This is a genomic window from Pelosinus fermentans DSM 17108, assembly GCF_000271485.2.
Taxonomy (GTDB): domain Bacteria; phylum Bacillota; class Negativicutes; order DSM-13327; family DSM-13327; genus Pelosinus; species Pelosinus fermentans.
Genome location: NZ_AKVN02000001.1, coordinates 3,857,254 through 3,882,896 on the forward strand (window position 1 = coordinate 3,857,254; position 25,643 = coordinate 3,882,896).

Here is a 25,643-nt window from a genome sequence, read left to right on the forward strand (position 1 = left end):
CTAAATTATTCAAACGATTTAAAAATCCACCTACCATTTTCATTAACTACATTTCCAAATTTTCTTAAATAATTCATCCCAAACTCAAATTGCTCTTGAAAACTCTTATTTGCAAGCCAATCTCTTACTGTCAATCCTTTTGTGAAATCAGGCTTACTTGAATAAAATGCGCTAATTTCACTATGATAACTTCCTTTACCAGATTGCAATGCAATGATGTTTTCCACAGAATTTATTTCTTCCGCCGCAAAACCTGCTCTTTTTGCATTCTGCTGAGCTTGTTCTACTATGTGGTGCCATTGATTTCCTGCCCCAGGAGATCCAAGAAAAGCTTTCAACTCCTTAAATGTTTTAAAACTTCCTCCACCAATGGAACTTGCAATACTCTCTTGAATTTCTTTGTTCAATCCCAATTGTTTTTCTACTTCAGCTGCTAATAACTGTGCATTGCTAGGATCATTGGGGTCAATTCCTTGTGCTTGTAAAGAACGTTCTGCCCAAAATAATGAATTCTCAGTTTCTGTTTTTACTAGCCATGCTGTATATGGATTATTGATGTTCACTACTTCCGTTGATAAATCAGGAAATAAGGAAGTCTTACTACCATCCATGTTATATCCAAGATCTTCTCCCATTTTGACCCATTTATCAATTTGTTCGTCAGATATCTTATTCCATTTTTCTTTTATGGCAGCAGTCTCTTCATCATTTTTGCTATTGCTTAACTCGATAAGCATTTGCTGATACTGCTGTTTTTCTAGCGCTATCTGCACAGAACCAAAGTCTATTATTACTGCTTCTATGTGATTATCTGCTAGCCACTGTTTATTTTGTTCTTTATCTTTGTCTGCCCAATAATTCGTTACTTCATTTACAGTCGCGTTATATTCTTCCTGAGTGATGCTCCCATCTTCTAGTTTTTCTTTTAGTTCTTTCAATTGTGCCTGATATTCCGCATATTGCTCATGACTCAAGAAGTTATTCTTCGTCTCACTAATTGCTACACTGATTCCCGTTCCTACATTACCACCTACTACTTTAGCAGCGGCTGCACCTACAACCGCACTAGCCCATTGTAGTAATGCTGGATTTTTTATATTGGCTAATTCCTTCATCACAAGTTGTGTTATACCACCACTGGCAGCGCCTGACAAGAAGTCTCCGCCACCTAGTTTAGCCATTAACCCACCCACGAAGAAGTCGATTGCAGCTTTTTCAGAGCTACCTTCTTTTAATTTAAGATCGCCAACGGCTTTAAATACTTCTTGACCAAATACGTTAGCTAGTTCTTGCTGTTCTTGAACAGTCTTTTTGTCAAAGATCTTACCTAACACATTCAAAGAATTATTCGTATCACGACTGAGGTTAGATAAATCCTGATTAGGATTACTACGGATTTCAATCGTACCTGGAGAAATAGCTGATTTTGTTGTGCTATCGGCATCACCTGATGCTGTTCCACCAATATTTGGCGTTAAGCCAGCATCCTTTTTCTCAGCGTCTTTTCTAGTATTAAGATTGACTCCAACGCTGCTTGCGCTGTACTCTGCCTTATTTTGGATATCCGAATAAGTAAGAGTATAGGTAGAGAGCTTATTCTTATCTGATGGCGCCTCAATGACCGCACCTTTCAGGTCGGTGTTCTTACCAACGTGGATATCGAAACCGCCTTCACCAGCATGGATACCTGCTTGTTCGGTAACGCTGGCATAGGTGGAATCTGTTTTGCCCTTGCTTACTGAGCCTGTTATACCGCCTTTAGGGCCAGTGGTAAAGCCGAATCCACTGCTGTGATTCTTCGAGGTATAGTCGTCTGTATCCTGCTTGCTGACGAGGTTTAGATTCCCATCAATATCAGCTACTACTTTATCACCACTTACTTGTGAACCAATGATATTGGTATCTTTACCTGATTTAATCGTTAAGGTTTCATTGGCATCAATGATGCTTGCCGTATTGGTGGTAGCATTTTCATTTTCTTTGCCACTTCCTTTGCTCACATTGCCAAAGAAGCCGCTTCCTATAGCACCGCCTACAGACCAAGAAGATGAACTCGTATTCGTGGTTGTCTGCTGTTTGTTTTCTGCCGCACCAATGTTAACATTTTCTGCTGCATCTAATGTGATATTCTCTCCATTGATATTCGTTCCTTTAAGGTTCACATCACCTTCTGTAGCTTTTATGGTGACATCTCCACCGGCATTCACATTAGAAGTATTAACGGTTTCTGTATGTACCGTTTCCTCTGAAGTCATTTTGCTGCTGCCAATACTGACACTGACAGACACACCTTTTTTTAGGTTTTCCTTTGACATACCATTATCAAGTTGATCATTAATTTTATCTAGATCTTTGAAAGCCTTATAGTCATAAAGAGCTTTTAGTCGTTCATCTTCTACTTGTCCTGAGCGCTTGATATTGTTATAAGCACTTGTAGCAGTATTAACAATACCTCCGCCCAATGACACACTAAGACCAGTTTGTTTAAATTCATACTTGGTTTTACTATCATAGGTATCAATTGTGTTGTCAATGGTAACCTCTTTCCCAGTGATACTTAAGTCTTTACCGCTGACAAAGGTCGTCCCTTCGCTATTTACTTTTTCTCCTGCTTTAACGGAAATATTACCATCAATGGATCCGATGGTACTGCCAACTTGACCTAAGATTTGTTCATTGGTAGTAGTCTTCGTACTTTGACTGCCAATAGTGAGGCCAAGGCCGCCGCCACTAAAGAGGCCGGATTTTTTTGTATAGGAATAGTGTTCTGAAGTGCCTGTTTCTGCTGCACTTAGAATATTTACATCTTCTTTTGCCGATAAGGATACATCCTCTGTACCTACTACGCTGCTTGCTTGTACTGTTAAATCACTATTCTTGGAGTTAATTGACACGCTATTGCCAGAAATAGTACTGCCACTAACTTCATTCACAATGGTATGATCCCGCTTTTCGGTGACCTTTTTCGAAAAGGTACTTTTCTTTACTTTACGTGATTCTGTTAACGTTTCATGACGTTCTGTATCTTCTTGTATTACAATCTCATTATCAGCAGTAATATCTACTTTACCATTCTTACTAATTACACTGCTGCCTTCAATAAGAATATTACCTTTACTGCTGTCATTGTTCACCATTGCATTTGAATCTGCAGTGCTAGGTCCAGCCTTGATGATTATATCATTGTTCGCATTCAATTGACTCCCAACAATGGTTTCATCGTCTGTTCGAGTCCGATTATAATTACGGTTATTCCCCTTGGAATAATAGGACTCTATTTCGTCCTTAACTGCCGTTACACTGATGTTACCACCAGCAGTTAGATTTGCATCATTTCCCGCATCTACTTGTATACCTTTTACTACAACATCATTCTGGGCTGATAGATCTACATTTTTTCCTGCTTTTATGTCAGTCGTATGATTCTTAGTCGCCTGTTTGGAATAGTCTATCGTCGGTGAGTAATAATTTACATTGTTATCCTGAAAAGCCATTTCAGTATTTGAAAGTCCTGCGGTTTCTAATGCTAATGTTCTATTGAAAATAGAAGAACCATGTGCTTGAATGTTAGAAGTATCCTGTGTGGAAGTCACAGTAAGATCGTGTTTGGCATCAATATCAATATTTTGAGCAGCGCTAATCTGTGCTCCACGTATATTAATATCGTTGCCTTTAAGTGTCATATCACTTCCAGAATCAATATGGCTTGCTATGTTTGTTATTTTATCATAAGCAATATTTTCACTTTGGTAATACCTAGATCCTGCCATTACAGCAGATCCACTTTCTTTATTTTCTACACTGCTGATCTCTAAGGTATCACCTGCGGATATATCTACAGCTTTTCCTGCCTTGATCTGAGCACCTTGCAGGGTAACATCCTGTTGTGCAGTAATCGTCAGATTGTCGCCTGCTTTTATGGAGCTTGTGATATTGGTTATCTTCTCAGAAGAAACGTTAAGACCATCTAACATTGTCTGTAGCCCCTGTTGATGCTCTACGCTTGTGACCTTTACATCCCTTCCAGCCTCTAACTCAATCCCTTTGCCTGAAGATACTTGTGCTCCAGTAATCAAAAGATCTCGATCCGCTTTTACAACAAGACCATCTGTAGCGGCAATTGTTCCGGTCTGGTTTACCATGGTAGTGTTTATCGGTCCAGCATTTACAGCAGAAACAAGGGTTTCATTGATAATGTCCCGTTTCGCAGTAAGATTCAGTTGACCGCCGGTAATTGTACCGCTTTGATTGATAATATCTTGAGCAGCGGTGAGTTTCGTAGTATTGCCACCATCAATTACTCCACCACGGTTTATGATATTTTCAGCAGTGATATCGCTTTTCGTAGTACCATGAACAACACCACTATTGGTAAAATCGTCCGTAGCAGTAATATTGACTGTCTCTCCTATAATCAATGCACCTGAAGGCTGCAAGTTCGTTTGGTTAACTTGAGAGAGATAAACGACGGGAACTAATACCTTTTGTCCCTCTACTTCTTTTTCTACTAGCCATACCATATCAGAAGTTAATTGTCTCACCTGTTCGGAAGTCAGAGCAACACCAACCTGAAGATTAAACTGTTGTGCAAAAGCTACCCCATTTGTCATGAGGGTCTTATATTCTTCTTCTGCCGAAGTATTGGCATTTAAACTGCTAAGTCCCGTAAGGTTAGCAATTTGTTCTCGAACCAATTTTTGTTCATAAAAGCCATCCCCCAGCCGTTTTTGAGTTTCCTCTGGCTTGAGCCCAAGACTATTTAGCATATAATCACTGGAAATAAAGCTAGTATAACTGGTAAAGCGAGAATTGGTTTCGATTAATGGTTTGTTTCCAGGTTCTTTATGTATGGTATAAAGAGCATTGGACGGCAGACTAAGAGAAGGATTGCCGATGCCGCTATTCAAAGCAAGTTGCTCATTGCTTTGTCCTGGAGTTAAAGGTGTTGCAGTGGTATTTCCAACTGCGATATTTGCCTGTGGTGCTAGACCTGGGTTAACACTAGGGGCTAAATCAGTATTCTTATTTGCTTCGAGGGTCGTAGTCGCCATATCACCGATAGGAGCACCGTCTGGTTGGATAGTCTGGTTGTTAATGGTTTTTGCTTGGATCGTTACTCCTTGGCTACCACCATATAAAGAAATGAAACCTGGTAATTGTTCGGTCGTTTCAGTGTGCGTTGGAATTGTCTCATTGGTGTAACGGTCCACACCAACTGTACCTGGATATTCATTCTCCATTCCACTTGACCCCGAAGACTCCTTCCTATAGAAGTGCTTTCGATATACTATTTTTCCATCATAGTAAGTTACTCGAGTACTTCCTACCGCAGTATTATTAACAGTACCAGCTACAGTATCTAACACCCCCTTGGCTAAGATCCAGCTCATCTCATTATTCACGGTACTTGCTCGCAACGTCATATTGCGCCCCGATAGAATTTTTCCAACTGGAGAATCTTTCGTTACCAACGTTTCCATTACGGTTTCTGTACCTACCTGGTCTTTACTAACATATGTCACCCTTATAGGGGCCTCATCACTATAATCATAATACGCAGGAAGAAGACTATCCTCCATGTGATTTTTACTATAACCGCCATTATTCGGAATGGACGCTGTTTCATGAGTTGTATTCGTATAAACTACGACTTGCTCGGTAACAAATTCTCGTTTCTTATTTGTAATTTCATCCGCATTAATACTGATGTCCTTTTCCGCTTCAATATTGGCCGATTGGTTCAGAACTGTGCCCGTGCGATTATCATACTCACCAATTCCATTTTCATCTTTACTACCTGCAATTACAATGTCACCCATACTGTAAATACTGGCATCATCTTTATTCTCTAATGCAGTGCCTGCATAAAGATTCATATTTCCCGTAGTTGCCAGCAAAGCAGACGCACCTTCGTTAGAGATATGATCTGCTGTTATAGTCAGATTATGACCAATGATAGCTTCCGTATTTCGAACTGTCTGCCCATCAATAGCCACTGTATCGCCTTCTATTGTTCCGTGGTTTACAAGGCTGCCTGTAGCAGTAAGGTTCTCACCGCTGCTCAATGTGCTTTCTGAATCATTCTGAATACTGCTTCCAGATACAGTTAGATTCTTCACTGCCCCAATTGTTCCTTGGTTAGTAATCATCCCAACTGCGTTTACTGTTAGGTTCCGATTAGCTTTCAGCTCACTTCCATTAAACAGATCACCACTAGCGTTCATCGTTAAATCATTACCAGCAATCACTTCACCATTACCGTTTATTTCTTGTAGGTTCAAGTTCATATCCTGCTCTGAGGCAATTTTACCACTGCTATTGTTGATAGCTGCGATTTGCAGCATCATATCGGTGCCTGCGCCGATATTTCCACGGGTATTATTTAACTCAGCAGAGTTTTGAGTGAGAGTCAGATTTTTTTTAGCAACAATTTTACCATCTGTATTATCTAGTTCATTGGTCAATGCAATCGATAAATTGTCATTCGCCAATACTTGCCCACCTATATTGTTAAGCTTCTCTGCTTCTATTGTTACTTGCCCATTACCTCCTAGAATCCCATTTTGATTGTTAATTTCATTAGTAACAGCAACGTTTATATTACTCGTATCCATATTAATCACTTTTCCGCTTTCATTTTGCAGGGATCGGGCTGTAAGAAATAGTCCCTTATTTGCCTCAATGCTTCCTTGCTGGTTGGTAACTGAACCCTGAGAAGTGATTGTAACAGCATCATCTAGGCTAGTAATGAGTCCTTGGTGATTATTCAGTGCGGAGGTTGCTGTGATGTCTATATCTTTTTGCGCTGCAATTGTACCCTTAAGATTCTCAATACTCTTTGCTTTTAGTAGTATTTGATTTTGGCTTGTCAATTTTCCACTATCATTCTTTAAAGAATCCTTCGTTTCAATTGATAGGATTCCTGTGCCTGCATGTCCTATTTTCCCCAGATTATTATCAAGTGAATTGCTATCGATGTATAGTGATGAACCATTGGTCGTTATTTCACCATTAGTATTATCAATATCAGCACTTGCATTAATCATCGTATCAGCAGATCCAAACTGGGTTAACTTCCCCCCTTTATTACTGATGGAATTAGCCACTAGTGTAAGCCGCTGTGCTCCTATGTTCGCTACTACACCATTATCGCCTTTGTCATTGCGAATCGTGCCTTTTGCTGTTGCAATTAATGCTCCATCCGTTTCTAAGGAAGAGGCTGTATTATCAATATCTCCATCTACAGCAGTTAACGTAACGCTACTCCCTGCATAGGTTATACTTCCAGATAGATTAATACCAGCACCGTTAATGACTAAATTGCCAGCTATTATATTGTTGCCGCTAGCAGTAACGGTTTCATCGGCATTCATAGTTAAATCACCAGAGGTTCCAAGGCTTCCATCACTTTGTACGCCTGTACTTATAGTACCTTTAGAATCTATATCTTGAGCTGACAAAATGGTATTCTTACCTGTTACTAAGGTCCCGGTGTTTTTAAGGGTACCTTGAGTAGTAAGATTGGTATCTTTTTGAGAATACAGTGTGCCTTGATTTTCTATGGCTCCTTTTGCATCCAAAGAAATATTTCCTTTTACCGATGTATTGCCCAATAAAACGACCTTGCCTTCACTGGTAACATTCAAGTCACCGCCACTGATAATACTGCTGTCATGTTGTACGTCTTCCCTTGCTTCATAATCAATCCCTTGTACAGCATGAATTGCGAGATTCCCTTGAGAAATAATATTTCCACTTTCATTTATAAGACGATTCCCTTTGATTTGTAAATTGCCATTGCTGCCAATAATTCCTGAAGTATTGTCAATTTTGTCAGCAACAGCAATCTGTATACCGCTTGTATCCAGGCCTGTCACTTTTCCGCTTTGATTATTCAGTGCCAGAGCTGTAAGGTTGATCCCCTTATTCGCTTCAATAACTCCTTGCTGATTGTCGACTTCTCCTCCTGCCTGAATTTCGATCGCATCACCTGAAATCATGATGCCTTCTTCATTAATAAGTGCAGACTGAGAAATCAGATTGATATTCTTTTGCGCTGCAATGGTACCTTTTGAAGTATTTATTTCATTGCCAGCAAGGTATAGCTGCCCATTTGTAGCAATCTTTCCCTTATCATTCTTGATATTGTTTGCAGCTTGTACAGACAAACCACCAGTACCAGCATGCTGAATTTGTCCCTGACTGTTAATTAAAGAATCAGCTTGGATGGTAAGAGAATCACCATTTGTATTCATTGTACCAGACGTGTTATCTATACTGTTTACAGCTGAAATGGAGGTCGCCTCTTGTCCTAGCTGTGACAAGATACCGCTGCGATTGCTAATGGCCTCCCCACTGAGGGTCAGCTGTTCTGCGTTGATGGTTCCATTGTCGTTGCGGATCACGCCTTGAGCGTTCAGGTTTAAATCTCCGGCAATTTGCATGGTTCCATTGCTATGGTCGATATCTCCCATGGTTGTCGTTATGCTGGCATTACCGCCAACATAGTTCTTACTATTTACCAGATCAATGGCAGCTCCGTTAATCGTTAGATTACCAGCTGCCATGTTTTGTCCTTGAGCCTGCATGACTCCGCTTGCATTGAGTGTGAGATCACCAGCGTTACCTAGCGTACCGTCAGTTTTAACTCCTGCCCCTAAGGTGCCTGTCGAGGTTATGCTTTGTGCATGTAAAGTAGTATGTTGTCCAGCGGCCAAGGTTCCGCTGTTTTCCAAAGCACCTTGGGTGGTAATGCTGGTATTTCCCTGAGCATAGAGGGTGTTCTGATTGCTCACATCCTCTTGAGCTGTTACTTGAATGTTGCCTGCAGCTGAGGTATTACCTGCCAGCAGGACTTTTCCAGCACTGTTTATGGTTATATCCCCTGCTTGGGCCGCTATGGTTCCTTTGCTGTTTACCCCTACTCCTTTTTCTGTGCCTACGAGGTAAATCTTTTGTGCATACATTCCACCTAGCTGGCCTACATCAACGGCAACTTGGGGTATATTCACATCCCCTGCGATGGTTTCTGTATGTAGAGTATTGTGATCAACTTGGTTGCTGCCGGCAATGACATTGAGATTTTTTGCCCAGACTCCCGCATTGACATCCACTGAACGGCTGATAATATCCACCTGATCTACATCAGATGCATTCATGCCTGCACCTTGTATGGAAATCTGTCCGCCTGTAACGCGAAAGGCATCCAGACTGCCGCTGCCGCCAAACACAGGAGTTCCTGTCGTGAGTACAGCACGGCTGGTATTGATAAAACCAAATCCGTCACCGTAGATGCCATTAGGATTGGCAATGATGACTTCCGCTTTTTGTCCTGCCACTTCCGTATATCCACGCAGGTAACTGGGATTGCTGCTGGTGACTTCGTTCAAGATAATACGGGCTGATCCATTGGCGAGATTCGGATTGCCTGTAATGTAGCCCGCTAACTGGGTTTGGGTAACAACACGAGAATTATTTAAAATAAGTCCGCTTGGATCGACATTAAATTTTTGATAAAGATTATGGGATACCCCTCCTGCAGTCGGTGCCGCAATTTGCACAATAGGTAAGCCATTGGCAGCCGGCTGCACGATGGGTGTAGTATTAGGCGGTGCTTTCGGATCAGCAATGACTTCTGCAGAAGCTACGATCGGCTGAGTCAAATAGAAAAACAGCATACTCCAGGCTACTACCTTTCTGCGCCAAGTAACTGTCGTGTAAAATGCAAAAGATTTTGCTTTCGATGACGATGCCATACTATATCCTCCTTGAGATTTAAAATTAAATTCAATATCTTTCACTTTATTATTTATAGCTGATAACTAAGCTGAAATCCTAGAGAGTATGGACTGGTTTGGTACCCTTCTGGTTTATAAAGAGGCCAACTGGTGAAAATATCATAATATATACCTCCTTCATTGCCACGGATACCAAGAGCTGCACCAGCCAGTTTCTTGCCTAAAAGCCACTGGGTTCCAGGACCGCTTACTTGTCCATAGTCAAGTCCTACATAGGCTTCCTTTCCTTGGGCCACGGGCATGCTCCATTCATTGCGTATGTAAAATCCTTTTTCGGCGAGTAAGGTTTGTTCTCCATCAAAGCCCCGGACGGTATAACGGTTACCAATACTGAAGTAATCGGTTGCATATAATAAATCTTTGGTATACTGTCCGCTAAACGTAAAGGAGTATTTACCTTCTACATTCCCCATCTTCACAGGTTTGCTAAGGGTTGTACTAAAAGTCCAAAGCTTGTAGCGAGTCGTCGGCGTATCTGGATCCATATTGTCTGTATCCTCTTGGGCGTTAAACCAAGGCACGCCCCAGCGATGATTAAGCTGTACATCCAGTACGGTTTTGCCATAGTATTGCCGATGACTAATACCAATTTCATCAGCAGTGACGTTCTTACGCTGTATTTCCGTGTCGATAATAAAGCTCTTACTATGTTTTTTGATGATGCCAAACTGCAGATGGGTCTTACTTTGTTGGTCACGATGGATAAGCCGCTGCACACGAAATTCTGTATTGTCACTTTTTCCGGAAGTAAGAAAGGTCTGGTTGACCCCTTCTATGGTTTGATGGTAGTTGTAGGAGCTGCCGGATAGGGTAAAGGTCCAGTACCCATAGGGAACTGAAAATTGATAGCTGTTTCCCCGTGTACCATATTGATCCCCTTCTTGCTGAGCATCTTTATTGAAGGAGACATAGAACAGATCATTAAGTCCAAATAAGTTATCAAAAGATAAGGATGTGGATGCCTGGATTTTTCCCGTGGCTTTGGTACCAGAATCATCTAATGAAAAAGTCATCCGAAAAGGATTACTGGATTTCATGGTAATATTAACATCACTTTCTCCGGGGTTTTCTCCTGGAGAGATTTGCATATCCGCATCTTGGGAGGGTACTCGTTTGATTTGTTCTAATCCTTGTTCTAGATCACGGAGATTGAGAATGTTTCCTGGACGGGTGGGAAAGGCTGTGTACCAATTGGCACGGGTATCAGGATTGGTAAAGTGAATATTTCTGATAATGCCAGGAACCAACATCAGTTTTAAGGTACCGCTTGAGAGGTCTTGCTCGGGTATGCCAATGCGTGTTGTCGTATAGCCACGGGCAATTAAAGCATTGGTTAGGCGCTTGACGATGAGGTTGATTCCTTCTTTACCAATTTTCTGTCCTTGATAGGGAAGCAGCATCTCTTCTAGCCATGAAAACTTTTCAACTCTATCCCCTTCTAATTTTAGGGTATGAATCAAAAAACTAAGCTCTTCCACTGGCAGCGTTGTTTCATGTGTCGGCTTTACTTCGGATTGCAGAAAGGTATCTTTGGACTGTTCCCGATTCCGTCGCTCTTGTGCTTCTTGCTGCGTACGGCGACGAAGTTCTTCTTGCTGCGCGCGGTTGCTTGCCTCTTGCTCTGCAGGGGTGATGGCCTGTACATTATTTAGTCCATAAAATGTTAGAATAAAAGTTACAATAATAGCATTTAGCAGATTCCACCTGCCACCAGTTGATAATCTCTTCGTAAAGAACTGTAAATCTTGCATGAGTATTCCTCCTGTTGTGACTGAAAGGATTTGCGTAGATTTAGAATGATTGCAAATTCCATTACAATAAATAACGATTAAATATGGATAATTGTCCTAGAAATTAGGTCTTATTATAGATCATTTCAACTTTTACCGCCTATATCAAAAGGTATAGATTTCAAAGAAATTTCAAAGTTTTTTTAGGCATGAATGTTGAATTTAAAAGGTTTTTGTAGAAGTTTGTCGTAAAATAAAAATCCCATGACTTTTTACCTAGTCATGGGATTTTTATTGATTTTAGATTTATAACAAATCTTGAGCAAAAACATTAGCCAGAATCAAAAAAATACTTCAAGCTCAGGCATTTCATTCTCGTTATATCTGAAAATCATATACAGGCTTATTGCATCTTACCGCTTTACCTGCTTTTGTATCCACCAGTTCTCCTTTGGCAAGAGCTAATTTGCCATTGAGAAAGACGTAATCAATTCCTTCAGGATGGGCATTCGGCTGTCCAAAGACCGCTTTATCGTTAATGTTCTTGATATCAAATACTACGATGTCTGCGTCCATGCCTTTTCTTAAACGGCCTTTTGAAGTAAAGCCGAGGGTTTCAGCTGGCAGCAAGGTGGCTTTACGAACGGCTTCCATAATATTTAATTCATACCGCTCTGTAACCATCTTTTTAAAATAGCGTGGAAAGCTGCCCGCTATTTGGGGATGCCCCTCTCCAGGCAGATAGGTACCCGTATCGGTTGAGGGCATGCCATAAGGATGGTTTAGTGCCATATAGATTTCTTCTTCAATTCCGGTAAAAACAACGACTGCCGTATGGGGATGATGTGTCCGAAGCTCATGATAGATATCCATCGTTAAGCGCTGACCATTATATTTTCCCGTTATGACTAAGATATCATCGAGCTTCCATCCATTGGTTTCCATATATTCTTCATTAAAGAGCACCGCGCCAATATGGGTCGCCCACTGGGTATACATGCCGCTGTCAAACCGTATGTCTAATCCTTCGAATCTTGCTCTGTTAATTACAGAAAGGGCCTCTTCCATAACTCCCGTTCCATATTGGTATACAAAATGAGATACTTGGATACGAGCGCCCGTTTGGCGGGCTATGGCGATGACTTCCACTAAGGAATACATATCAATGCCGGTAATCATCCGCGTATCTACGGCTACAATCCTGCCGTATCTGGCAGCAATCTTGCTCAGATTCATAATCTCATCATTAGAGCTGCCGGGTGCATAAGCCAGCCCCAAGGATAGGCCGCATGCCCCTTCTTCAAAAGCCTTCTCTACCAAATATTCCATTTGCCTTAATTGTTCAGGCGTAGCAGGTTTCAATGGATCTGTAGCTCCAACTTCTTCCCGCAGACTAATGGAATGACCAATTAATTCTGCTTGATTGACGATAAAGCCTTGCTTTTCTTGAGCGGCAAAAAAAGAGTTTATGTCTAGCGGACTCAAGCCGCAATTTCCGCCGACAGTGGTGGTGATTCCCTGTCTTAAGGAAAGCTCTCCGCAATAATCATCCCAATCTACATGTCCATGTATGTCAATGAAGCCAGGGCATACCATTTTGCCCTCCACATCAAACTCCTGAAGTCCTTGGATATTCTCTTTTGTAATGATCTCTATTTTTCCATTTACGATTCCGATATTCCCTTGGAACCGAGTAAGGGTTTCTGGATCAATTAAAATCCCATTTGTAATTACTATGTCAAAAATAGTTCTTCAACCGCCTCTCATGTGGATCTGTTCAACGTATAGCAAGTTATGCTCTAATCTTAGAATATCTCGATTATATAGAAATAGCAATAAGGTTACAAATTAAAATTTGCAACCTTATTGCACCGTGAGGAAAAAGGAATTCAATATTCACTATTGTTTTTCCTTAATTATATGGCTTAAACCGTTTTAGCCTGAGTGCATTCATGACTACGGATACAGAGCTAAATGCCATAGCTGCCCCAGCTACTACAGGTGATAAATAGCCTGCAACTGCCACTGGGATACCTAATGAGTTATAGATGAGCGCCCAGAAGAGATTTTGTTTAATATTGGTCATTGTCGCCTTACTCAGCTTAATAGCAGCAACAATTCCACTCAAATCTCCCCGCATCAGTGTAATGTCCGCTGCCTCGATTGCTACGTCAGTACCTGTTCCAATGGCAAACCCAACATCAGCAATCGCTAAAGCCGGAGCATCATTAATGCCGTCACCTACCATGGCTACTACCTTGCCTTCTTTTCTTAAGGATTCTACTTTTTGCGCTTTATGTTCCGGCAGAACTTCAAACATCACATGTTCAATGCCGACTTGCGCAGCAATGGTGCGAGCCGTACGTTCATTATCACCAGTGATCATCCACACTTCCAGCCCTAATGCCTTAAGCTCAGACACTGCTTTTGCAGAATGTTCCTTTACGGTATCCGCTACAGCTAGCAGTCCTAGCATTTCTTTGTCTGAAGACATCAGCATAACTGTTTTTCCCTGCTCTTCCAGTCCCTCAATCTGGGGGATGAGAGCATCGATAGCAATATCATTTTCCCGCATTAATTTTCGCGTACCCACCAAGATTCTTTTTCCTTCAATCGCGGCTTCTACCCCATATCCAGGAATGGCAGTGAAGGAATCCGGATCAGTAACAGCGCTTCCCCGAATCTGACCAAATTTAACAATGGCCTGGGCCAAGGGATGTTCTGATTTTTTTTCTGCTCGCACCGCCAAGGCTAACAGTTCTTTTTCTGCTAGATCTGATAGGGGAATAATATCCGTTACATCGGGCTCGCCCTTAGTAATCGTACCGGTTTTATCTAACACAATGGAAGTCAGCTTATGGGCATTTTCCAAGTGCTCAGCGCCTTTAATCAGAATGCCATTCTCAGCGCCTTTACCCGTTCCTACCATGATCGAGGTAGGCGTAGCCAATCCCAATGCACATGGGCAAGCAATGACCAATACAGCAGTACAATTAATCAGAGCACGAGAAAAATTACCTGGGTCCATGACAAAATACCATCCTAAGAAGGTCAGTACGGCAATACCGATGATCGTAGGCACAAAAAAACCTGAAACCACATCGGCAAAACGTTGAATCGGCGCTTTTGATCCTTGTGCCTCTTCCACAATCCGTACAATTTGGGCAAGGGCTGTATCTTTTCCCACCTTAGTGGCCTTAAAGGTAAAGGTACCAAATTTATTAATGGTTGCACCAACGACTGTATCATCGACTTTTTTATCAACAGGAAGGCTTTCACCAGTCAGCATGGATTCATCAACTGCGGAATTTCCCTCCATAATAATGCCATCTACAGGAATTTTTTCACCAGGTCGCACGACGATAAGGTCGCCGACTACTACGGCTTCGATCATAACATCCATTTCTTCGCCATTTCGGATGACACGAGCCGTTTTCGCTTGCAGGCCCATAAGTGCTTTTATGGCTTCCGAAGTGTGTCCTTTAGCTCTTGCTTCCAGCAGCTTTCCTAAGATGATGAGGGTAATCAAAATAGCAGAGGTTTCAAAATACAATTCGGGTATACCGCGCACGATATTAGCGATACTATAAAAATATGCAGCGGACGTTCCTAGAGCTACCAATACATCCATATTCGAACTGCCATTGCGCAAAGCAGAATAAGCACCTCGATAGAACTGAAGCCCAGCCACAAACTGTACGGGTGTGGCTAAAACCAATTGCAAATATGGATTGTGCAATAAATCGGTAAGACCTCCCATAATACCCAGAACATGCAGCGTCATGCCTAGTAATAAAGGAAATGACAGCACTGCGGATAGTATCAGCCGTTTTTTTTGATGATTAAATTCGGTCTCTTTGGCTGTATCCTCCTGATTTGGATTATGATCCGTTATATCATGTGCTTTAAATCCTAATGCATCCACTTTGGCTTTCATCTGTTCGATGGTTATTTCCCTGGGATCATACTCTACCGTCGCTTTTTCAGCAGCCAGGTTAACAACCGCACCGTAGATGCCCGGCAATTTATTCAGCCCTTTTTCAATACGATTGGCACAAGTAGCGCAACTCATACCTGTAATTTTAAAATTTACTTTATCTTTAATCACTTGGTAGCCAAGTTTTTCGATCTTTTCTCCAATCTCTTTCACACTCACCTGTGCCGGATCATAAGACACAGTGGCTTTCTCAGCAGCGAAATTCACCACCGCTTTATTTACACCAGCTAGTTTTGTTAACCCTTTTTCGATCCGGCTTGCGCAGACAGCACAAGTCATACCGCCAATCTTAAAGGTACCTGATTGTAAATCAGCACTTGCCTGATTTTCTTTCAAAACCGTCATGATTTTTCCACATCCTTTTACAGCAACTCGCTCTTGTCTCATGTATATCTACGACATACTATACCCCTCTAGGGTATATGTACATTATAAAACTATATTTTGTTCTGGTCAATATTATTAGCCAATTTCATTTCTTTCATGTGTAATGCTTACTCTCTTCTTCTAGCTCTATTGGCAGTAGTATTTCAAATACACTTCCTTCTCCTAATTGACTGCTTACTGCTACCTTGCCACCATGAATCTCTACCAGCTGCTTAACAACGGCCAGCCCGAGACCTGATCCACCACTTTTTCGATCCCGGGATTTGTCCCCCCGGTAAAAATGGTCAAAGAGGTATGGTATATCTTCCTGATCAATCCCCGGACCTTTGTCTGCCACAGATATTTTAATCCATGACCGCCCCGCTGCTTCACTCTTCTCGGTTATGATTTTTACAGAGCCCTTAATAGGAGAATAGCGAATGGCATTCACAAAAATATTATAAAAAACTTGACTGATCCGATCTGCATCTGCTTCGATTTCGGGAAGGTCTTGTGCAAGTAAGCAGGAAACAGAGATCTCTTTTTCGTCAGATAACGGCTTTAGCATATACACGGAGCGACTAATAATCTGATTAATATCAATTCTGCTTTTTTCCATCGCTAATTGGCGGACTTCAGCCAGGGACAAATCCCGCAGATCTGTAATCAGGCGATTTAGGCGAATCGCCTCTTCATGCAAAGAAGCAAGCTGTTCCTTGCTGGGATCAATCACTCCATCCACCATCCCCTCCAAGTGTCCCTGAATAATAGACAGTGGAGTGCGAAGCTCATGAGCAATATTGGCCAAAAACTGCCTACGAAGATTCGTATTGATTGTCAGCGTCTCAGCCATCCGGTTAAAAATAGCGGCCAAATGTCCGACTTCATCTTTGGTTTCAATGGGTACTTTCTGATTAAAATTACCTTGTTCAATTTGCTCAGCAGCACTGCTCAAATTGCGCAAAGGCACAGTAATACTGCGAGCCAAAGCATAGCTCGCCGCCAGACCCGCGACTAAAACGGCCATCCCAACCCAAATAAGAGACTGGTGAACAGAGGCCAAAAACGTTTCTTCCAAAGACCCCATGACCATCATCATTGGATTTGGCGTATGCTTCATCATACCGTGCTGACCAGCTTCCATCTGCTGAACAATTAGATATTCTGTAAATTGCTCAGTCATCTGTACATTCATCAGATAGATCAGCAAGAACACGGTTAACGCCACTGCCAGAAACATGAGTCCTGTAATGCGATAGGTAATGCTATTCATTGGTTTCACTGGCAAATTTATAGCCAATCCCGTATATTGTCTGTATATACTGAGGTTCCTTCGGATTGATTTCAACTTTCCGCCGCAAGTTCTTAATATGGGCATCAATCGTGCGCTCATACCCCTCAAAAGTATGCCCCTGGGTTTGTTCAACAATTTGCAACCGACTATAAACCCTGCCAGCATTAGCAGCTAGTAATTCCAAAATTTTAAACTCCGTTGGCGTCAGCTCCAAGGCTAAGCCAGCCTTCGTAACCTGATGACGCTCTAAATCAATCATCAGCTTTCCCGCTATAATGAGCCCGCTGCGCACAACTTCCTTATTGGTACGGCGTAAGATCGCTTTTGCCCGCGCTACCACCTCTTTGGGACTAAATGGCTTCGTCACATAATCATCCGCACCAATTTCAAGCCCCACTAAGCGATCCTGCTCTTCATCACGAGCAGTAAGCATGAGAATTGGAATATCATTATCTTTGCGAATTCTCCGGCAAACGTCCAAACCATCAAGACCAGGCAGCATCAAATCTAATATCATAATGTCCGGCTTTTGCTCTCGTACTACCTGCAAGGCATCCAACCCATTCGCTGCAGAGTAAACAAGACAGCCCTCTTTTTCAAAGTAAGTTTGCAGCAGCTTTACTAGCTTTACGTCATCATCTACAATTAATACTGCATATTGAATCACAATATCTCTCCTTTCATACACTCTTGTGCGAATAATGGACACAGACTCCCATTGCAGAAGACTGTGTCCATTATTCATTCCTATCAAAATTCCATCATATGAGCAATAGCCATAAAGGAGGTTGCCCATGCTCCCCACCTTAGAAAGGTTAATATACTTTTTTGCCAAGGCGTATATTCAGATGATTCTTTTTCTATATCTTCTGGAGATCGTTTCTCTTGCATATATTTTCCCTCCGTTCCGTTCATAAATTCCGTATTAACATTAATTGTACCATATTTTTGTGAATAACTTATGAAGATCCTTGAAAATATTCCTTTTTTCGATCTTCTTATTCCATTCTCATTATTTAGTAAATTGTTTCAAAAGCTGCATTAGTTCTTCAATACTTTGTTCGGCACGGTCTTCTTTGATCGCTGTAACCATACAGCTTTTTGCATGACTTTCCATAATAATGAGTGATACCTTATTTAAAGCAGCACGAGCTGCCAATATTTGCTGAACCACATCGACACAGTACCGTCCGTCATCCAACATTTTATCGATACCATTGATCTGCCCTGCAATTTTTTTCAGCCGTAATTTTAATTCACTTTTTTCTTTATCCGTTAACACAACATTCACTCCCTCTACTACTATACCCCCCTACCGCATTTAATTATAGAACGGTATGCTTAACCTCGTCAATATTATAGACTCATTACAGTAACAACTATTTTACTAGTGTACCTTTAAAAGTAAAAAATATGAGAGTAAGAAAGTACGCTTGACGTTCTATCATTATCAAGAAAAGCCCTTTAAAAAGGGTATAGAAAATGCGTGGAGAAAAATAATCGAACCGCAGAGACGCAGAGAACACAGAGAAAAAATAGATAGGGTTAAAATCTCCTCAGCGTCCTCTGCGTCTCTGCGGTTAAATCGTTCTATTTGCTCTGTTCGTCATTATCAAAAAAGCCCCTTAAAAAAAGCATCTGATATCTTTTCTGACACTCCTGTGATTTATTTCATGGCCGTTGCGAGCGGAGCGCGGCAATGACAATCGCGTCAAGTGAACATTTTGGTATTGAACCGGAATAAACTTATACATTCTATAAAATAAATTTCACAGAACAATGATATTGAATATCATTATCATTAATGTTATACTATAAAGGTCAAGTTTTAAGAACGTATTCAGGAAAGACTAAAATTCGATAGAACAGGAGCATGTTAAATGGCAACAAGAAGAGAACCAAGGTTTAAATTATGCAGAAGACTAGGTGTTAATATTTTTGGTCATCCTAAAGCAATGAATAAAGCAACGAGAGACAATAGCCGATCCGGCAGAAAGTTATCAAATTACGGGATTCAGCTTTTGGAAAAGCAAAAAATTAAAGCCTATTATGGACTTTTTGAAAAACAGTTTGTACGTTATGTTGATAAAGCGATGAAAAGCAAGGAAATCACAGGTACTGCCTTATTGAAAGCATTGGAATGCCGATTAGACAATCTCGTATATCGAATTGGTTTTGCCAGTTCCATTCGGCAGGCCCGGCAGCTAGTCAGTCATGGTCATATCCTCGTTAATGGACTGAGGGTAAATATCCCATCCTATGGAGTACCAGTTGATAGTGTTATCTCTTTAAGCGAAAAACAGCGGACAAATGAAATGATCGTTTCTAACTTCCTGGAACTTCAAAGTTTTGCATCACCTTATATTGAAAAGAACCTGGAAGATTTCAGCGGAAAATTGATACGGCTGCCAAATAGAGAAGAAATTCCTATTGAAGTAAATGAAATTTACGCAATTGAATTCTATTCCAAATAAGAAAAGATCAACACTAAATTGTGTGCTTGACAGTGATTATTTGTTAATAAGGGGTCAAAATAAATGTGTAAATACAATAATCATAATTATTGGGAAGGTGCTTTATTAAAGAAGAAAGACCTTTGGACGAACTATTTTACTGATTTGGATTGTGCACAAGATGCTATTTTTATTAATACAGCGGTGATTGATTACTCCCGAGATACCGTAGATAATAATTGGGCATGTTACCCCGATGCAAAATCACTATTAGGATTTATCCAATATATCTATCTTCCAGTAGCCTTTTTTTATACGATCCACAAGGATAACCAAGATTTATTCATCCCCATATGTTCCAGCCACGCATTGATTGAGTCCATTACAGAATCAGATTCCGCTTATGTGGATATCATGAAAAATGCGATAGAAGAATTAAACACGTACTGGGATTTAGAAAATTCATTATGTATGAAAAAGATCAAAGAATTTTGTGCTAACTTTAATGCTTTCTGGAATAAAGACAGCTATATTTTACATATCGGAGTCTTTGAAAGCACATTTGAAATTGCAGAGTACTTAGTAAGTACAAGAGAATTCACCGAAGTATTAGAGGAAGATATCGGCTTGACGATTCAGCAGCTTTATAATATGTGTGCGATTTTTTATACAGATACGTTTATTCAAAAAACCTTTGTAAAAATCTTGAACAATAAAATAGGATGTATCGTATGAAAAGGACTGTTTAGCGCTTGCAGGAAGCCAAATGCTAAACAGTCCTTTTATCTTAAGGATCTTTACGCCTCAAATAATTTACGAATCTCCTCTTCACTCATTTTAGCCAAGAAGTTTTCTCCTGGCTGAATTAGCGCATCAATCATCTCACGTTTTTTTTGCTGCAATTCATAAATTTTTTCTTCAATCGTATTTTTCGTGATTAATTTACATACCTGTACTGAATTCTTCTGCCCGATGCGATACGCTCGATCAGTAGCTTGTTCTTCCACGGCAGGGTTCCACCAGGGATCATAATGAATGACCATATCCGCACCAGTCAGATTCAATCCTGTACCGCCGGCTTTTAGTGATATGAGAAAGACATCCTTCTCACCCCCATTGAAAGAGTTGACGAGTTTGATACGTTCCTCTGCTTTAGTAGACCCATCCAGATAATAATATCCAATATTTCTGGATTCCAGCTCCTGTTTTATAATGGCTAACATTCCCGTAAATTGAGAGAACAGCAAAATCCGATGTCCGCCGCTTACTGCATCCTCCAGCAGTTCTGTCAGCATCTCCAATTTACCACTGCCGCCATGATAGTTTGCGATAAAAAGAGACGGGTGACAGCATAATTGCCGCAGCCTGGTCAATAGGGACAGTATCTTGATCTGGCTTTTGGCAAAACCATGATTCTGCACCTCATTTTCAAATTCTGTTTTCACTTGCAGGATCCAGGCAGCATATAATTTGGCCTGCTCCTCAGTCATTTCATTAACCATTCTACTTTCAATCTTTTCGGGAAGTTCTTTTAAAACTGCTTTTTTCATTCTTCTAAGAATAAAAGGCTTGATGCAGCGTCCAAGCTCCGTAAGAGCCTCTCCTTCCCGATTCTTGCTAATGGGTATCTCAAATTGATTCGAAAAGAATTTATGGGTTTTTAGATAGCCAGGCATTATAAAATCAAAAATTGACCATAATTCTGTTAATGTATTTTCAATCGGTGTTCCCGTCAGAGCAAAATATCCTTTTGCTCTAATTTTTTTTACCGACTTTGCATTTAGTGTATTTGGATTTTTAATATGCTGGGCTTCATCAATAAAGCAATACTTGAAGATTCGGCTCTCATAGAATTCAATATCACGTTTCATCAGCGCATAGGAGGTCACAGCCAAGTCCACTTCGTCAATATGATTCAATTGTTCCTGCCGTTCCTCTTGATTCCCGGAAATGATCATGACCTTTAAGGCAGGCGCGAACCGCTCTACTTCCTGCTGCCAATTGTAAACAAGAGAAGTAGGAGCAACGACTAAAGAAGGTATATTTTCACTTTCTTTCTCAGACATCAGGAAGGTAATGACTTGCAGGGTCTTCCCCAGGCCCATATCATCAGCCAATATACCGCCAAAGCCATAACTGGCAAGAGACTTCAGCCATTTGAAACCGACTTTTTGATAGTCTCTGAGCTTCCCTTGAATCCCCTCTGGAATCGGATATTCTACATCCTGGGGCTCCAAAATGTCCTGCACCATTTTCTTGAAAGAGTGATCCCGTCCCAAGTGAAAATCACTGGACTCTCTAGCCAGGCTGTCAATATACATGGCACGATATTTAGGCAATTCAATAACTTTATTTTCTATATCGGCAGGATTTAAATCAAGCTGTTCCAGCAGCGTATTCACGATCTGTAAGTCAGTCGAATCAAGAGGAATAAATGCGCCATTTTCCAATCGATGATAGCGTTTCTTTAGTTTATAGGACGCCAATAAGGCAAATAATTCACTGGGCTGCATATCTTCATAATGCAGAGAAAACTCCAGCATATCCGTTTTGGTATTCAGCTTCACTCCCGCGGAAACTCTACCCGTATAGGTAATTCTACTATTCTTAAAATCATCAGAATAAAAGACCTCTGCAAGATTTTGCAGCTGATGCAGTCCCTCCTGTAAGAAATCGTAGGTTTTCTCTTCATCTGCCTGCACAAGTTGCCCTTCCATTATCACAAAGCCATAGCGTTGAAAAAGGGTAAGTATTCGGTTTTCTTCTTTTTTCAAACGCAACAGCATTTTCCCAGAGATCGTATGCAAAGTTCCTTCAGATGGAGCTAAAGGATCAATGGTTAGATCACCATACTTAAAGCCAACCCTTGCACGAATGCCATCTGTAAACCGATCAAAATATATTTCTATTTCCAGTGGCTCCTTATGAAATTTTTTAAGAAGTGTGCTGCTAATATGAACCGTTCCAATGTTCTCTAAGGCAGGTACTACAGAGGAAAAGAAATTGGCTGCCTCCTCCTCTGGGATATACACTTCCGATTTCTTATTTTCATAAAAGCACTTCATCAACGGCCTGATACAACTGGCAAATAAGGGATCTACCTTATAGATCGTCTTCTGATGATAAATATATTGAAAATCGGTATCCAATCCATAGAATACATCATTCCCTGTCTCCATCCTAAGCTTCAGGCCCCCTACAACCGCCTTCACCGATAAATTGACGGCTGGCCGTTCCTTAACAATCTGGACACCAGAAACTTTCTCATGATTGATCTCCACGCAAAACGGAACCTCTTCCATGATCGTAAAAAACTTCAGCATATTCGAATTAGTCATTTTCAAACGCCGCGCATCACCAAAGGCAGATACAGTAGAAGCATAGGGATTCCAGTCTGCAAGTTGTTTATCATCAGCATAAGCAGACTGCAATAAATGGAGTAACGACTTGGCTTGCTCATCAAACAGGGCTTCCCGTGGCTTTAATATAAAGTTTTTACCATAAATAATCTCCTCCTGGGTATCTAGAGCATCCAGAAGTTGAGGAATATTCTTCATAACATACAGTTTCTCGTTTCCAAGGGAAAACTCCAGCCAACTCCGTTTCCCTCTTGATTCTAAAGAAAAACCATAGGTAGGTATCATTCTAATGGGTACTGACTGATACGAGCTAGGTTCTAGCATGTCATGATTAAAAAAATCTAATAGTTCCTGGGCTGCATGAGTCAGAATGGTTGTCTTGCCTTTACCAAAATAAATTTCCCAATGGGCCTGCATTACCTTTAAGACAGCGACAATATGTTTGCACATTCCATGGTAATAACTAGAAAATGCCGGGCAATCACATTCATATCCGTCCACTTCGTGATAATTATTGAAATTAACCCTTACTGTATATACTTCACTTCCTACTACCTGGGCTTTATACGCCTGTTCGTGCTGCGAATATTTTATATCCTTCACATTCCCGTTTCGATAATATTGGCAGCCCTTTACATAGGAACTGCTGGTTGCAGCTCTTTCTTGAATTTTTGCATCTGTTAGCACCAAACTGCCCCTCCTTTCCTTATGGGGCCTATACTATAAATCATTTCTTCAACAACCCAACGTAAAACATCCATTAATTTTTATTCTTTCATCCTTACAAATTTACCTTTTTCTTATTTAATTTTTTATATACGAAATTCAGAAAAAATTTTTGCGCTCGTTCTTTTAAAAATATTTTTTCGTGTCTTCGCGTTTCAACGTTTTTTACATAACGTTATGCATTCTTCTAGCTAGAAATAAAGATCAAGCAGCTTTTTTCCTTCGAAAATCAGCCGCTTGATCTTTATTTTATAAGTATGAACAAGTCTTACTTCACTTTTCCGCCTTCTACTACAACGGTTTCTGGATCAATGGATTCACCATAAGCAGGTTTTAGAGTTGCATCATATGCTTTGTGAATGAAGTTCTCTTTACCCAACGTTTCTAATTCTGTATTCACCCAGTTAAGAAGTTCTGTATCACCTTTTTTAACTGCAGGAGCAATGGTATCAAGACTGCCCAATGAAGCTACACCAACGGAATAACCTGTGTTTTCTCTTGCCCAGGCAAATAACAATGTATTATCATGAGCCAAAGCAACACCGCGTTTATCTTTTAATGCTTCAAAAGCTTCTGTATTTTGATCATATTTTAACAATTCGATATCTGGATAGTTCTTGGTGAAAAAGGTTTCAGCTGTTGTGCCTTTGTTGACAATCAATTTTTTACCTTTCAATTGGTCCACAGAAGTAATCGGTTCACCATTTGGAGACACTACGCCAAGAGCAACCTTCATGTATGGATTTGCAAAATCAACTTTTTGCTTGCGTTCATCTGTAACAGTGAAGTTAGCCAAAATCAGGTCAACTTTATTTGCTTGCAGAAATTCAACTCTGCTTGCTGCTTCCACTAAAACAAACTCTACTTTTGATTCATCGCCCAACAGATCTTTAGCAAATCGTTTAGCAATGAACACATCAAAACCTTGATTCTTGCCATTGGCATCTACAAAGCCAAATGGAGGTTTGTCACTAAATACCCCAATTTTGATTTTCCCACGCTGTTTGATTTCCTCGATGCTGCTTTTTGCTGCTTGATCTTTCTTAGGCTCTGGTGTTGCTTTTGAGCCGCAGCCTGCTAAGATTCCTACTAATATAACGGCACTAAAGAAAACGGCTAGGATTTTTTTGATATTCTTCATGATACAACTTCCCTTCTTTTTTTGTTTTAAAATTGAAATATATTTAAAAATTGCTGAGCACGCTCTGTCTTGGGATTCGTAAAAAATTCTTTAGGTTCAGACATTTCACATACTTTCCCTTCATCAATAAACAAAATTCGATCGGCTACGGCCTGAGCAAATCCCATTTCATGAGTTACAATCATCATGGTCATGCCCTGCTTTGCCAGCCCCAGTATAACATCTAACACTTCTCTTACCATTTCAGGATCAAGTGCTGCTGTAACCTCATCAAAAAGCATAATTTCCGGATTCATACACAAGGCTCTTACGATGGCAATTCTTTGTTTTTGTCCCCCTGACAACTGACGGGGATAGGAATCTTTGCGATCAGATAATCCTACTCTTTCCAGCAGCTGGGTTGCCTGCTCCATCACCTCTTTCTTCTCTCTGTTTTGTACCTTGATTGGACCTAAAAGAATATTTTCAATGACTGTCATATGCGGAAAAAGTTCATAATTTTGAAAAACCATACCAATTTTTTGACGAGTTTTTTGCCAGTTCACATTGGGACCGACAAGACTTTCACCATCAAACTGGATATCGCCGCCTTGAATGCTTTCCAGCCCGTTTAAGCATCGCAATAATGTACTTTTCCCACAGCCTGACGGACCTAGTACCACGATCACTTCACCCTTATGCACCTGCAGATGAATGCCGTCCAATACGGTCCTTGTGTCATATTCTTTATGCAAATCTTTAATTTCAAGCAAGACTTGATGATTTTCTTTATTCATTGCA

At 40.7% G+C, this 25,643-nt stretch carries 13 protein-coding genes; 2 read left to right on the top strand and 11 right to left on the bottom strand.

Annotated elements, in window-relative coordinates:
• Nucleotides 1-5: 5 nt before the first annotated feature.
• From FR7_RS17830 to FR7_RS17860, 8 genes are all read right to left on the bottom strand, one after another.
• Entirely contained in the window at nucleotides 6-9,755 is a 9,750-nt protein-coding gene (locus FR7_RS17830) for a hemagglutinin repeat-containing protein (RefSeq protein WP_007937192.1), read from the bottom strand.
• 53 nt (nucleotides 9,756-9,808) lie between these two features.
• Nucleotides 9,809-11,548, bottom strand: a complete 1,740-nt coding sequence (locus FR7_RS17835; protein ID WP_007937194.1) for a ShlB/FhaC/HecB family hemolysin secretion/activation protein — start codon at nucleotides 11,546-11,548, stop codon at nucleotides 9,809-9,811.
• A gap of 357 nt (nucleotides 11,549-11,905) precedes the next feature.
• Entirely contained in the window at nucleotides 11,906-13,135 is a 1,230-nt protein-coding gene (locus FR7_RS17840; protein WP_237714900.1) for an amidohydrolase family protein, read from the bottom strand.
• Between the two features lie 304 nt (nucleotides 13,136-13,439).
• A complete protein-coding gene (locus FR7_RS17845; RefSeq protein ID WP_017531354.1) occupies nucleotides 13,440-15,911 on the bottom strand; it encodes a heavy metal translocating P-type ATPase in 2,472 nt (823 codons plus the stop codon).
• A 94-nt stretch (nucleotides 15,912-16,005) separates the two neighbouring features.
• Nucleotides 16,006-17,163 carry a sensor histidine kinase gene (locus FR7_RS17850; RefSeq protein ID WP_007942254.1) on the bottom strand — a complete coding sequence of 386 codons (1,158 nt, stop codon included), beginning with the start codon at nucleotides 17,161-17,163 and terminating at the stop codon, nucleotides 16,006-16,008.
• Nucleotides 17,156-17,851: a response regulator transcription factor gene (locus tag FR7_RS17855; protein ID WP_017531355.1), complete on the bottom strand. Its 696-nt coding sequence runs from the start codon at nucleotides 17,849-17,851 to the stop codon at nucleotides 17,156-17,158. Before FR7_RS17855 ends, FR7_RS17850 begins: the two co-directional genes overlap by 8 nt.
• 83 nt (nucleotides 17,852-17,934) lie before the next feature.
• A complete protein-coding gene (locus tag FR7_RS23955; RefSeq protein WP_007937205.1) occupies nucleotides 17,935-18,075 on the bottom strand; it encodes a hypothetical protein in 141 nt (46 codons plus the stop codon).
• Nucleotides 18,076-18,196: 121 nt separating this feature from the next.
• Nucleotides 18,197-18,466, bottom strand: coding sequence for a metal-sensitive transcriptional regulator (locus tag FR7_RS17860; protein ID WP_007937208.1), 270 nt, complete (start codon nucleotides 18,464-18,466; stop codon nucleotides 18,197-18,199).
• A gap of 598 nt (nucleotides 18,467-19,064) precedes the next feature.
• Here FR7_RS17860 and rpsD point away from each other — a divergent pair.
• Together rpsD and FR7_RS17870 are read left to right on the top strand one after the other, a co-directional pair.
• Nucleotides 19,065-19,658: a 30S ribosomal protein S4 gene (gene rpsD, locus FR7_RS17865; protein WP_007937210.1), complete on the top strand. Its 594-nt coding sequence runs from the start codon at nucleotides 19,065-19,067 to the stop codon at nucleotides 19,656-19,658.
• Between the two features lie 63 nt (nucleotides 19,659-19,721).
• Nucleotides 19,722-20,372, top strand: a complete 651-nt coding sequence (locus FR7_RS17870; protein ID WP_007937212.1) for a hypothetical protein — start codon at nucleotides 19,722-19,724, stop codon at nucleotides 20,370-20,372.
• 62 nt (nucleotides 20,373-20,434) lie between these two features.
• Here FR7_RS17870 and FR7_RS17875 read toward each other — a convergent pair whose 3' ends face one another.
• From FR7_RS17875 to FR7_RS17885, 3 genes are all read right to left on the bottom strand, one after another.
• Entirely contained in the window at nucleotides 20,435-23,683 is a 3,249-nt protein-coding gene (locus tag FR7_RS17875; protein WP_007937214.1) for a DEAD/DEAH box helicase, read from the bottom strand.
• Nucleotides 23,684-23,990: 307 nt separating this feature from the next.
• Nucleotides 23,991-24,863 (bottom strand): cysteine ABC transporter substrate-binding protein, encoded by an 873-nt coding sequence (locus FR7_RS17880; protein ID WP_007937216.1) that lies wholly within the window; start codon nucleotides 24,861-24,863, stop codon nucleotides 23,991-23,993.
• Nucleotides 24,864-24,889: 26 nt separating this feature from the next.
• Nucleotides 24,890-25,639, bottom strand: coding sequence for an amino acid ABC transporter ATP-binding protein (locus tag FR7_RS17885; RefSeq protein WP_007937218.1), 750 nt, complete (start codon nucleotides 25,637-25,639; stop codon nucleotides 24,890-24,892).
• Nucleotides 25,640-25,643 lie beyond the last annotated feature (4 nt).

Excerpts from the sequence above, each read along its gene's own strand:
- FR7_RS23955 (WP_007937205.1), bottom strand. The coding sequence starts at position 18,075 with ATGCAAGAGAAACGATCTCCAGAAGATATAGAAAAAGAATCATCTGAA.
- FR7_RS17850 (WP_007942254.1), bottom strand. The coding sequence starts at position 17,163 with ATGAATAGCATTACCTATCGCATTACAGGACTCATGTTTCTGGCAGTG.
- FR7_RS17880 (WP_007937216.1), bottom strand. The coding sequence starts at position 24,863 with ATGAAGAATATCAAAAAAATCCTAGCCGTTTTCTTTAGTGCCGTTATA.
- rpsD (WP_007937210.1), top strand. The coding sequence starts at position 19,065 with ATGGCAACAAGAAGAGAACCAAGGTTTAAATTATGCAGAAGACTAGGT.
- FR7_RS17830 (WP_007937192.1), bottom strand. The coding sequence starts at position 9,755 with ATGGCATCGTCATCGAAAGCAAAATCTTTTGCATTTTACACGACAGTT.
- FR7_RS17885 (WP_007937218.1), bottom strand. The coding sequence starts at position 25,639 with ATGAATAAAGAAAATCATCAAGTCTTGCTTGAAATTAAAGATTTGCAT.
- FR7_RS17845 (WP_017531354.1), bottom strand. The coding sequence starts at position 15,911 with ATGAGACAAGAGCGAGTTGCTGTAAAAGGATGTGGAAAAATCATGACG.
- FR7_RS17870 (WP_007937212.1), top strand. The coding sequence starts at position 19,722 with ATGTGTAAATACAATAATCATAATTATTGGGAAGGTGCTTTATTAAAG.
- FR7_RS17835 (WP_007937194.1), bottom strand. The coding sequence starts at position 11,548 with ATGCAAGATTTACAGTTCTTTACGAAGAGATTATCAACTGGTGGCAGG.